At 69.6% G+C, this 12391-nt stretch carries 6 protein-coding genes and 1 pseudogene; 3 read left to right on the top strand and 4 right to left on the bottom strand.

The window, feature by feature from the left end; translation table 11 throughout:
• The 3 genes and pseudogenes from ACSNOG_RS16090 to ACSNOG_RS16080 form a co-directional block, all read left to right on the top strand.
• A partial coding sequence (locus tag ACSNOG_RS16090) for a hypothetical protein (protein WP_436753338.1) occupies positions 1-398 on the top strand: 398 nt, incomplete at its 5' end.
• A gap of 159 nt (positions 399-557) precedes the next feature.
• Positions 558-1785: pseudogene (locus tag ACSNOG_RS16085) on the top strand (helix-turn-helix domain-containing protein).
• 56 nt (positions 1786-1841) lie between these two features.
• A complete protein-coding gene (locus tag ACSNOG_RS16080; protein ID WP_436753337.1) occupies positions 1842-2282 on the top strand; it encodes a hypothetical protein in 441 nt (146 codons plus the stop codon).
• A 487-nt stretch (positions 2283-2769) separates the two neighbouring features.
• Here the strand turns inward: ACSNOG_RS16080 and ACSNOG_RS16075 are convergent, their stop codons facing one another.
• The 4 genes from ACSNOG_RS16075 to ACSNOG_RS16060 form a co-directional block, all read right to left on the bottom strand.
• Positions 2770-5715, bottom strand: coding sequence for an NACHT domain-containing protein (locus ACSNOG_RS16075; protein WP_436753336.1), 2946 nt, complete (start codon positions 5713-5715; stop codon positions 2770-2772).
• Between the two features lie 842 nt (positions 5716-6557).
• On the bottom strand, positions 6558-9326 hold the full coding sequence (locus ACSNOG_RS16070) for an NHLP bacteriocin export ABC transporter permease/ATPase subunit (RefSeq protein WP_436753339.1): 2769 nt from the start codon (positions 9324-9326) through the stop codon (positions 6558-6560).
• Positions 9327-9381: 55 nt separating this feature from the next.
• The gene (locus ACSNOG_RS16065; protein ID WP_436753335.1) at positions 9382-11586 is read right to left on the bottom strand and encodes an NHLP family bacteriocin export ABC transporter peptidase/permease/ATPase subunit; all 2205 of its coding nucleotides are present in this window, start codon (positions 11584-11586) and stop codon (positions 9382-9384) included.
• A complete protein-coding gene (locus tag ACSNOG_RS16060; protein ID WP_436753334.1) occupies positions 11583-12389 on the bottom strand; it encodes a hypothetical protein in 807 nt (268 codons plus the stop codon). Before ACSNOG_RS16060 ends, ACSNOG_RS16065 begins: the two co-directional genes overlap by 4 nt.
• Positions 12390-12391: the final 2 nt, after the last annotated feature.

The raw sequence follows: 12391 nt of genomic DNA, 5'->3' as shown, positions 1-12391 counted from the left end.
GGTGGGGGGGGCCGGGCCCCTACCGCCGTATCGGGGCCCTGCTGCCGTACCGGGCGCAGGCGGTCCCGCTCAGCTCTCGGCCGACCACCCGGGGCAGCCGCAAATTCAGCAGCTCCGTCAGCGCCACCACCCCGAGCTGCACCAGCAGCGTCATCACCAGCACGCCCCGGGCCCGGCCCCGGCGGCACCGCCAGGAAGAGCGTGCCGAGCGTCGCCCCCCTCCGTCCGGCGAGGACTGCAACGCAGTCACCGTCGCTCCGCTGCTCACCCCGCCCGGTCCGCCGGAGCACACGATCCGCAGCAACACCGGAAGCTGGAACCCTTGGCCCAGCCCAGTCGGCAGCAGGCTGGAGGAGGTCCGCGAACCCCAGCTCCGGCCAGTCGCACCGGGCGGTTGACTGGGTGGCACCGGCCTCACCGAAACTGGATGGCACCGGCCCGGCACCGGTGATCCCAGCGCTGATGGCCTCGTGGAAGCGAGTCATCAGCGAGAAATGCAGCGGCAGCAGTCTGAACATTGAGCCAAGCCGGCCCATCAGTAGGTCGGGGGCACGCTGATGCTGGAGGAAGCCGAGGAGATCGGTCGTCGCGCCCGTCGTGCCTGCCTCCGCCTGGGCATGCCCCAGGCCGACCTTGCCACCGCTCTGGGCAAGTCGCAGGGCTGGGTCTCGAAGATGGAGCGCGGCCTGATCGAACTGGACAGGGTCAGCGTCCTGAACCTGCTGGCGGCCGAGCTACACGTTCACCCCAATGATCTGATCGGCCGCCCGTACACCAGCTCCCCCGACGAGAACCAGTGGCAGGTTGCCGCGTCCTCGATCCTGCGGGAACTGCGTCGCTACGACCTCACCCCCATGTTCGACGGCACCCCGCGTCCGGCGGCGAAGCTGTGGCGGGAGACGACGCGGCTGCAACGCCTGCGGGACGCGGCCGCGAACGTAGCCATTCTGCGCGTCCTGCCGGACCTGCTCCGCGAGTCACGCGCTATCGCCGAGGTGACCACCGGCCACGAGCGGGAGGAGGCTTACGCGATCTACGCGGTCTGCTGCAAGTTCGCGCACACCGCCGCCCACGCTCTGGGCCACCCCGAGCTGGTCGCCATGGCCTGCGAGCGGGCCGCCTGGTCCGCACGGCTGTCCGGCGACCCGGTCATGCCCGCGGTCGCCGGCTGGATGCGGGTCTGGGACATGCGGGCGAGCGCGGACTGGGAAGACATCGTCGTCCTGTCCGACAAGGCCATCAGCACTCTTCAGCAGAACTACGAGCGTGGCGAGCCGTTGCGCCCTGCGGGCATGGGGCACGCTACAGCTGCGTGCTGCGGTCTCCGCTGCACGAGGCGGCCGGGCAGCGGAGGCGGAAGACAGCATCAGCCTCGCAAGGGCGGCGGCCAATCGCATGGGCGAGTACGCCGGGCCTCCGTGTACGAAAGGCACTCGCTGACGTTCTCACCCGGCAACGTCCAGATCCACTCCAGCAGCGTGGCTCCGCAGATGGGGCAGCAGCGAAAGGCCCTGACGATAAACCACCGCACCAGCCCGGAGCTGGTCGCTTCCATGCCCAACTCACGTCAGGAACACCACCACATGGACCTCGCGCGAGCCTGGATGGGACGGGAACCGCGACAAGGCACTGGGCGAACTGGAGAGGGCGGAGCGAATCGCACCACAGCTCACCCGTAACCACCCCATCGCCCGCTCCACCCTTCGCAACATCGTCTACGCCGAGCGGGTGGTCACACGCGAGAAGTTGCGGCACATGTCCGACCGCTTCCACCTGGACGGATGAGGGTCGTATTCCTCGGGCCCATATTCGGCCCCTGACCCGTTCCTAGCGTCAGGGGCATGAGCGGACGGCCAACCCCCCATCTACCTTCGCAGGGGGCCGAGTTAGGCACCACGGCCCCGTTCTTTCCTCAGCTCGGCGACCTCGCCGCCGACACCACCCGGAACGGCCGAGTCGGCGTCGTCGGCGCCCTCCCCGGCGAGGGCGCCGCGACATACCACCTGCGCCCGCCGGACCGCGGCCCGGCATGGTCCGCGCCGGCCGACGCCAGCACCTTGGCGCCGGTGCCCGCCAGGCCCACGCACGCGACCCTGCTCGTCACCTACCCGGTGTACGACCCGCGAGCCGAGCAGGGGCCGGTGGCCATCCTCGTGCATCACGAAGATGGTGGCCGCAGCGAGGCCGCGCTGCTCCTCACGCCGACCGACCTGGAGCGCCTGCACACCCAGACCGGACGTATGCTCGGCGACAGCGAGCGCTACCACGGCGATGCGCCGTGAATTACCCAGGGACGACACCGCGCGCCGGACCACGGGCCGAGCAGCCCGACTCACCGCGAATCCGGCGGCATAGCTCTGACCGTCTTGGCCCTGCTTGGCCTCGCCGGCCCCGCCTGGGTCCTGCGCGGCCAGGCTGCCGACCTCCTATCCGCCGAGCGGTCGGCGACCGTCTCCATGCCGGGCGCCACCGAGCCATCCCCTAAACCGTTCCGGCACCGGCCTGGCCCGCCCCCGGGGTGCCGGAGCACGCAACACCGCCCCGGGAGAAGTGCAGTGAGGGGCAGCCCGTGCTACGGCGGGCTGCCCCTCAGCACAACCCGTTCCTCCCGGCGGAAGCCAGTAGCTCGGTGCTCCGCCGGGCGGAACGGCGCTCGACCTGGCACATGTCGTACGGCATCCGATTGGCCGCAAACCGCTATCGGCGAACCATCAACAGGGAGGGGACCCATGGAGCGGCGCTCGATGAGTGGGCGTACCCTTCCTGCGGTCAGCCCTTCACGGCCGCCCAGAAGTCTTGGACCTGCGGGACGTCGGAGTTCTCATTGAGGATGTTGGCGGCGCCGAACTGCAACCTCAGTTTGATCTTCCTGGAGCCCTTCGCGGAGAACTTCTCGGGTCGGGCGAGCTTGGTCTTGGTCAGCCGGTCCACGAAGGGCTTCCACTCGTCTGGATACTCCTGGGTCCACTTCAACCGATGGTCGTCTGGTTGGTGGTTATCCTTGAGGATCAGCGTCGAGGACGCGTACTCCACTAGGTTCTTCAAGTAGTGGCGAGCGGCTTCCACGCGTACCGGCACGACGGCACTGGACATCCCCGGCGCGTCGACGATCCCAACGCCCCGCGCTCGCAGGGCCTCAAGGATGTCCGAGCGGCGGTAGAAGAAGCGACTCGGCCGAATGAGGAGTTCCACCAAGCCCCCGTGGCGCACCCCCCACAGTCCTGAGAGATCCGTCTGCTCGGCGCCCGCGGTGATCTTCTTGACCCTCGTCCGGTCGAGGTGAAGCTTCCAACCGGTACCCACTGGAAGGGTCAATGAATCCAACTGGCAGTTGACCAGGGAGGCATTGCCGACCATGGTGTGACTGAGATCGAGCGGACCGGCGAACGTGGCATCGACAATCGGTCGGTCAGGCATCGCAACCGTCTTGCGGATGACTCCGGCCCACATGGCTCCCAGATTGGTGGCGGCCGTGTCACGGGAAGCCTCACTGAACTGAACAGCAGGCAGCCGGACGTCTGCCAGAGCGTCGATAAGCAGTCCGGCGTCCACCGTTTCCACCACGCCGCTAACCGTGCCCGTCCGCCATTCCGATCTACTCAACAACCGCTGGAAGGCGGCGACACGGCCCGCACGAAGATGACGCCCGACGATGCCGGCTAGAAAGTTGTCAAAGAACACCTCGTGCTGGAACCTGAACCTGGTGGACCCGCGTGTCGTCGAATCCGTGGCCAGACCGCACAGAACCTGGAGCCGTTCCCGAAGACCCTCACGATCGTCCAGATCATCAATGTCCAAAGCCGTGGCAGCGGCGAACTCCAGGTCGCTGGAATCGATTTCCCTTTCACGACCATCAACCATGATTTCGGCTACATGTTCGAAGGTGCGCCGCAGTTCGTCTCGGTTCAGGAGGCCTGACGCACTGTCCATCTGATAGGCGAGCTTCCGCTCCTCCCGCACCAGGTAATGGTTAAGGAGCCTCTCGGTGAATGAAGGACCCTCCGCAGCCAACTCTTCGTAGTCGCCCGACCTGCACATCTCGGCGAAGGCCCGGGCGAAGAAGGGGAGCCCCAGTAGCTCCCGGTCTCCGGCCGGTAGACGCTCGAAGCGAGCGGCAGACACACCGTAGTCCCCCAGGAACGATACGATCTCGGCGGGAGTCCACCGAAGTACCTGGGCGATGCTATGGCGGACTGAGGCACTTATCGCCTTGCTCGCCCGTTGCACGCTCGACCGGTACTGGTTCATGTAGTAGGAAGAGCGCGCAGAGACGACGAGTACTCCCCGCCCGCCCAGCGCATTGAGCCAGTCCTGCAGCGAATCGATAGCGTCGCTGTACGCCGCTCCGCCGAGGAGTTCGTCGAAGCCGTCGATGAGAAGTGCAATGAGTCCTTTCCCGCAGAGGACCTTGACACGTTCCGCGGTGAGGTTCTGGGTGAGCGCAACGGCGTGGTTGACGGCCGCGTCCAGGTCGTCGAGAACACGTCCTGTTGACTTGACGTAGAGAAACAGCGGCTTGTCGCCCTCGTGCCGCTCCACTTCCCGTGACCGGTTCAGGGCGGCCTTGACCATTGCCCGAGTCTTGCCGATGCCCGCCTCACCGTTGACGAAGAAGACCTGAGTCTGCCCCGTCTCGACCCCCAGGTCCGCGTCAACGTCGTCGATCAGTTGAGAGAACGACTTCCTCTGTGGGTTGCCCCCGTCGTACTCCGTCACCTCGACGTGGGCCTCCCGGTGGCTGCCGACGTCCGGTTGCCAGCCGAGCTGATCAGTCTCCTCTTGGACGAGCTGCCGTTCCACCTCCTCCAGCTTGTGACGCAGACGACTGGCCACGATCGCCCAGTTGGCCAGCTTACGCAGGTACGTCCGATACGGTACCCAGTTGTTTTCATCCTGCCATTCGGGGCCGTCGGGACCGACGCGAAAGTAGTCCCTACGCAGTTGGGTACCCTCACTGACGGACTTTCCCCACTCATAGCCGAAACCGTGGGAGTGGTCAAAGTACTGGGGAGGGGCACCGACGACATCAGCAAAGGCCTTGAGATCGCTCTCCACCTCGGCCCGGAAAAGCTCACGGGGATCGTCCGGTTCTCTCTTCGGCTTCAACAGCAGGTCCAAAGAGGTGACAAGTTCCCCATTTCTGGGTCGAGAACGGTAGTTCGTCCCGCCGAAGGCGAGGTAGTCAGGCTCGTTTCCGGTGTATCGGGAGTACACATACCAGCTGCCATCCGACCTCACATACATGAACGGCCACAGAGAAACACCAATGTTGCCCCAGGTCACCACGGGTCGCAGCTCCTGGCTCCCGTCGTCCGTGAGGGTAAGAGCAGCGCCCGACAAGCACTCCGCGATGATGTCGGAGATTGCCTGCACGAGAGCGTCCACGATGGGGGACAGCCCATCCGGGACGGCACCTCCATGGCTGACGTGGTCACGGAGGTGCTTCGTCGCCCTGAGCTCCGGAGGGGCCTCGGGGATTCCCTTGTCGTACCGGGCCAATGCCTCGGTTATCGTCCGGGCGATACGCTGTCCCGGGGAGCCGGGATCGGTGCCACACAGACGAGTACGCAAGTCCCGGAGCAGTGAGATCCACTCCCCAAGCCCGGGCGACCTGCCGATGTAGACGTGGGGGAGTCCTGACGCCCGCACGGTTGAGAGGGCCAAGAGGGCTAGGAAGCGCGCCTCGAAGTCAAGAGCAGAAAGGCTCTCTTGCACGCTCCGGGAAGCCTCCGGCGATTTTGGTGCGTACAAGCCTTCCATTCGGCGGAAAGCTGCGGCGGCCGTACGATTCATCGATCACCTCGGGACTGGGGAGAAACAGAGCCGTTCTCCCAGGGGTGCTGTGCAGGCAAGCTAGCACCAACTGCTGTCCGACAGATGGAACTTGGCCCCTGTGGGGGCGATCTCGAGACCCCACGCACCCCCGCCGAGCTGCCCACGGTCCTCTGCTTACGTCTCTGTCAGGGGCCGCTGCGGCCGCAGTACCGAAGAAGTCGCGCTTCAAGGCGTACCCCCAGGTGCCATAGCGAGAGCCTCGACTGGCTGCCCCCTCTAGCCCGGAGTACCGCGCTGATGCCGCCCGGTTGCAGATCGTTGCGACAGTCCCTTGCCAGCTCGTCGTATCCGGAGTCGCCGGTTCGGTGGCATCATGCGAATCGATGCGAGAGTCGAAGCCTCCTCCGGCTACTGCATGCACCAGACACGTAGCCAACCATGCCGCCGACAGGCAACTACCTCATCGCTGCGAGACCTTCAATTTGTATGGTTTTGGGGAGAGTAAGCCCCCGTTGGGGGGGTTGCTGGGGCTCGGGCTGAGTCTTCCGTCGGTTTCAACAGGCCGGCGAAAGAGGGCGACGACTTCAAGGAGATCTCCTCCTGGGCGGCCATCCTCTTCGCCCCGGTCCTGGCACGCACGATCTACGGCAGGAGCTTCACCGCACGCCCGAGCTCTCCTGGAGCTTCGGTTGCCCTTTGCCGTCGCCCTCGTGGGCCTGGTGCGCGTCAGCCTCTACTTCATCGTCAAACGGCACGACCGGCTCTGAGGGCGCGGGCCGGGGTCAGCCGAGCTGGCGGCGGACCAGTTCGTGGAAGAGGCCTGTGGTGTCGGCGAGGAGGGTGGACGGGGGGCCCTGTTGGGCTATCCGGCCTTCGGTCAGGACGATGACGCGGTCGGCGTCCATGATCGTGGAGAGGCGGTGGGCCACGACGATGCGGGTGGCGCGTAGGGCGCGGGTGGATTCGATGACCACGCGCTGGGCCTCGTTGTCGAGGGCGCTCGTGGCCTCGTCGAGGAAGAGGATGCGGGGTTTGCGGATGAGGGCCTGGGCGATCATGAGGCGTTGGCGCTGGCCGCCCGAGACGGTGCCGCCGCCGTCGGAGAGCATGGTGTGCATGCCCATGGGCATGGCCTTGATGTCCTCGGCGAGGCCCGCCATCGCGGCGGCCTCCCAGGCCTCTTCGAGGGTGAACGCCTCGGCGCCGCGGATGCAGTCGAGGATCGAGCCGGACAGGGGCTGGGCGTGCTGGAGGACGACGCCGCACTGGCGGCGGACGGCTGAGCGGTCGAGGGCCGCGAGGTCCTGGCCGTCGTAGAGGACGCTGCCGGAGGCCGGCTTGTCGAAGCCGATGAGGAGGCGCAGCAGGGTGGACTTGCCGCAGCCGCTGGCGCCGACGATCGCCACGAACTCCCCCGGCCGTATCCGGAAGGACACGTCGTCGAGGACGAGCGGGGCGTCGTCGCTGTAGCGGTAGGACAGGCCCTGGGCCGTGATGCCCCCGGCGAGTTCGCCCGGCTGGACGCTGGAGGCCCGGACTTCCACTTCGGCGCGGAGGATCGGGCCCACCTCCTCGAACATCGGCTGCACTGCGGCGGCCGACAGCAGAGCGCCGGTCAGCTGGGTTGCCGAGGACAGCAGCATCGTCACCGCGGTGCTGAAGGTGAGGAAGTCGCCGGCACTCATGCTGCCCTTGGCCGGGCCGGCGAGGAGCATGAACATCACGAGGGTGCACAGGGGCAGGCAGACCGCGTTGAGCACCGTGACGACGTTCTTGAGCCGGCCGATGCGCTGCTGCAGTTCGCGGGTGCGGGCGAACTCCCGGGCCCAGGCCGCGTACGCGAAGCTCTCGGCCGCGGCCACGCGCAGCTTCGGCAGGCCCCTCAGCGTCTGGAACGCCTGGTTGTTGAGCTTGTTGCTCAGTTTGATCAGGCGGCGCTGCCAGCGCAGTTGCCACAGGCCCAGGGTGAGGAAGATCGCCGCGATCACAGTGAGCATGGCAAGCGCGGTCAGCGCCAGCGGGACGTTGTAGACCAGTAGCAGCACCACGTTCACCGTGCCGACCGTGCCCGCCTGCAGGACGACCGGGCCGATGCCGGACAGCGTCCGGCGGACGGCGCTGATGCCCATGGCCGCACCGGCCAGCTCGCCGGTGGAGCGGCCGGCGAAGAAGGTCGTGGGGAGCCGCAGCAGCCGGTCCCACACGGCCGGTTGCAAGGTGGCTTCGATGCGGCCTTCCATGCGCAGGACGGAGACGTTCTGCAGCAGCATGAAGACGGCCGAGACGACGCTCGTGACGACGAGCGCGAGGGCGGTCTGCACGATGAGACCGGTTTCGGCGGCCGGTACGTACGTGCCGAGCACCCGTCCCGTGGCGACGGGCACGAGCGTGCCCAGGCCCACGGCGACCAGGCCGCCCAGCAGGATGCCGCGCAGGTCCCTGCCGGTGCCGCGCATGCTGAAGCGGATCAGGCCGAGCGGTCCCAACGGGGTGTCCGGCAGCGGGCGGTAGAACATGACCGCTCCCGGCTCGAAAGCAGCCTCGGTGTCCTTTCCTACGCGCTCGCGCCTGCCCGTCGCCGGGTCCACCGCCTCGTAGCGGCCGCGCCGCCACAGCAGGGCGACCGGCGCCCCGTCCGCCGCGCGCCGGGCCACCAGGGGCCCGGCGTCCTCCTGCCACCAGCGGCCGCTCAGGCGGACCGTACGGGTGCGGATGCGTGAGGCGAGGGCGATGCGTTCGACGGGGTCGGTCCGGCCCGGCGCGGCCGGGGCGGGCTCGGACAGGGCGATGCCCGCCGCGGCGGCGACCAGCCGGCACGCCTCGAACGCCGCGCCGTCGTCGTCTCCGGCGGCCCCGCCGCGGCGCGGCCGCCTGCCGGAGCGGTCGATGGAGGCCAGCAGCGCGCGGTCCGCCTGGGTGCGGGCGGCCTCGCCCGCCTCGATGCCGGCGGCCGTACGGTCCTCGTGGACGCGCTCCAGCTGCTCGATCCAGCGGTCGAGGGCGTACAGCAGGCGGTACTGCTGGTCGACCATGCCCTGCCACATCGCCGCGTCGACGAGGAGGCTCCCCGTGGCGTAGCCCTCGTAGGCGGCGCCGTACTGGACGCTGCCCGGGGCGATCTGCATCCACAGGACGTCGTCGTCGGCCCCGCTCCGGCCGGCGGCGGCCCGGTCGTTCTCCAGCGGCGCCTGGTACAGCACGCGCAGGCCGCGGCCGACGCCCAGGGCGAAGGCCTGTTCCAGAGGGCTCAGCGCGCCGTCGGGGGCGCCGTGCCGGACGTCGCCGTACGCGTACAGCTCGCCCAGTTCGATGCGGCGCAGCCGGCAGCCCGGCCGGGGGCGGCCGGTCAGCGTGTGGGCGGGGCCTTCCGCCGGGCCGAGCAGCAGCGTGCCCGTATCCAGCCGGCCGAGGAAGTTCCAGTGGCCGGCCTGGGCGGCGTCGACGGCGAACAGGTCCAGTTCGCCGTCCTCGACGAGCCACAGCACGTGCGGGCCCTCCAGCGCCAGGCTGCGCAGGCCCGTGCAGTCCACCGGTGTGCCCAGAGCGCCCATGGCCGCCACCACGGGGTCGGCCACGGGAGCGTGGTAGTGCCCGGTCGTCGTCACCTCAGTGCTCCCTGACCAGTTCCGCGTACGCTCCCCGCGCCGCGACCAGGTGTTCGTGCCGTCCCCGCTCCACCACCGTGCCGCGGTCGAGGACGAGGATCTCGTCGCTGTCGCGCACGGTGCTCAGCCGGTGGGCGATGACGACGCAGGCGCAGCCGCGGCGGCGCAGGTTGTCCATGACGGTCTGTTCGGTGACCGCGTCCAGGGCGCTGGTCACCTCGTCCAGGACCAGGACGCTGGGGCGGCGCACGAGCGCACGGGCGATCTCCAGGCGCTGGCGCTGCCCGCCGGAGAAGTTGCGGCCGTCCTGCTCGACGCGGCTGCGGATGCCGCCGGGGCGCCGCGCGACCACGTCGTACACGGCGGCGTCCTGCAGGGCGGCGACGACGGCCTCGTCCGGGATCGAGGGGTCCCACAGGGCGACGTTGTCGCGCACGGTGCCCTCGAAGAGGAAGACGTCCTGGTCGACGAAGGAGACGGAGGCGGCGAGCGCGCCGCGCGGGATGTCCTCCAGGCGCATGCCGTCGATGCGGATGGCGCCCTCCCAGGGCGCGTAGAGGCCGGATATCAGCCGGGAGACGGTGGACTTGCCGCTGCCGGAGCCGCCGACGAGCGCGATCTGCTGCCCGGGGCCGACCGAGAGCGTGAAGTCTTTCAGCAGGGGGGCGTCGAGGGGGCTGTAGCCGAAGGTGACGTTCTCCAGCTCCACGTGGCCCTTGAGGCGGCGGGTCCCGGCGGGGGCCTCGCGCCGCGCGTAGACCGGGTCGGCGGGGAAGTTCTCGACGTCTTTGAGGCGGGCGACGTCGGCCGCGAAGTCCTGGATGCGCCCGGCGACGCCGTTGAGGCGGGCGACGGGCGCGGTGAAGCCGGTGACCAGGGCCTGGAAGGCGACGAGCAGGCCGACGGAGAGGTGTCCCTCGACCGCCCGCAGGCCGCCGATCATCAGGATCAGCGCGCTGTTCAGCGCCGCGAGCGCGGGCGCGACGATCGCCAGCCACGCGCTGGGCACGCCGAGCCGCTGCTGCACGTCGAGGGTGACGGCGTGCCGGCCTGCCCAGCGGCGGAAGAAGCCGTTCTCGCCGCCGGTGGCCTTCATCGTCTCGATGAGGGTCAGGCCGCTGTAGGAGGTGTTGGTGAGCCGGGCGCTCTCGGCGCGCAGCTTCTGCGTCCCGGTCGCCCGTACGCGCACCACGATGCGCATGGCCACGACGTTGAGCAGCGCCATCAGCACGCCGACGACGGTGAGCTGCGGGTCGTACGTCCACAGCAGCACCGCGTAGAGCAGCACGACGATCGCGTCCACGCCGGCCGCGGCGAGGTCGCGCGCGAGGGTCTCGGCGACCGCGTCGTTGGACTGCAGGCGCTGGACGAGGTCGGCGGGGTTGCGCTGGGCGTAGAAGGTGACGGGGAGCCGGAGCAGGTGCCGCAGGAAGCGGGCGCTGCCGAGGGTGGAGGCGATGATGCGCCCGCGCAGCAGGTTGGCCTGTTGCAGCCCGGTGAGGGTCGCGGTGAGGAGGAGGGCGGTCGCCATCGACGCGAAGAGCACGCCGAGCTGGGACGTCCGGCCGCCGATCAGGAAGGTGTCGATGTACGTGCGGCTGAGCGCGGGTACGGCCGCGCCGACGACCACCAGCAGGAGGCTGGAGATCACGGCGGCGAGCAGGGTGCCGGAGGTGCCGCGCAGGCGGGCGGGCAGGGCGCCGGCGACGCCCGGCTTGCGGCCGGTGCGGCGGAAGCCGTCGCCGGGTTCGAAGGTGAGGACGACGCCGGTGAAGGCGGCGTCGAACTCGTCCATGGGGACGAACCGCCGTCCCTTGGCGGGGTCGTTGACGTGGACGCCCCGGCGGCCGAAGCGGCGGCCCGTGCCGTCGTAGACGACGTAGTGGTTGAACTCCCAGAAGAGGATGGCGGGCGGGCGCACCCCGGCGAGCGCGCCGACGTCCATCTGCATGCCCTTGGCCGTGAGGCCCTGGCTGCGGGCGGCCTTGAGGAGGTTGCTCGCGCGGGAGCCGTCGCGCGAGACGCCGCAGGCGATGCGGAGCTCTTCCAGGGGGACGAAGCGGCCGTAGTGGCCGAGCACCATGGCGAGTGCGGCGGCGCCGCACTCCACCGCCTCCATCTGGAGGACGGTGGGGGTGCGTACGGGCCGGGGCGTGCGCCCCCCGGTCGCGGGCGCGGGCGCACGGCGGCGGCGCGCGGCGGTCACGGCAGCAGCCAGTCGACGGGCCGCTGGTCGGCCAGGTGCACGGCGCCGGTGACGGGCGTCGTGGAGTCCACGGGGTACGGGGGCCCGTCCGCCGATGACCAGCGGTAGCCGGACGCGGCGGCGGGCGCGCGCTCCAGCCGTACGAGCACGGCGACGGGGTTGCCCTGCCGGGTGAACTCCGCGGCGAGCCGGCTGTCCCCGAGGAAGCCGCTGATCTGCGCCGGGCTCTGGGGGGCGCGGCCGACGGCCTGGACGCGGCCGCGCAGGACGCCGAACTTCTCCCGCGGGACGGACTGGACGCTCAGGTCGACGGGGGCGCCCACGGGGATCTCGCCGCCGCTCCCGCCGGGCACGTAGAGCATGGCCACCAGCGGGTCGTCCGGGTGCGTCACCTTCTCCACGGTCGCGACGTCCGCGCCGGTCGTGATCACCGCGCCCGTCTTGGCGACGAGCGTCGTCACGCGCCCTCCGGCCACGACGGCGACGGTCCGGTCGCCGCGGTCCGTGCTGATCCGCAGCAGAGGGGTGCCCGGCGCCAGCAGCTGGCCCTCGCGCGCGAGGACCGCGGTGACCTGCCCCGCGTACGGGCTCTGCAGCAGATAACTGCCCTCGGCCCGGGTGAGAACGCCCGGTGCGCTCAGCCTGGACGACACGGATCCGGCGAACGCCCAGAAAGCCGACGCGGCGACGACGGCGAGGGTGACGGCCAGCACGAGCCGGCCCTGCGGGCGGGCGAATCGTACGGGCAGATCGAGTTCTTCGGGCGATTGCAGCTTGGAAAGCGCCTGCTGGCGGAACTGCACGG

The organism is Streptomyces sp. URMC 124 (genome assembly GCF_051386455.1).
Classification (GTDB): Bacteria; Actinomycetota; Actinomycetes; order Streptomycetales; family Streptomycetaceae; genus Streptomyces.
The sequence above is the reverse complement of the archived record's forward strand: the minus strand, read 5'-3'. Positions and strand labels throughout refer to the sequence as shown.

Excerpts from the sequence above, each read along its gene's own strand:
- ACSNOG_RS16070 (WP_436753339.1), bottom strand. The coding sequence starts at position 9,326 with ATGGGCGCTCTGGGCACACCGGTGGACTGCACGGGCCTGCGCAGCCTG.
- ACSNOG_RS16080 (WP_436753337.1), top strand. The coding sequence starts at position 1,842 with ATGAGCGGACGGCCAACCCCCCATCTACCTTCGCAGGGGGCCGAGTTA.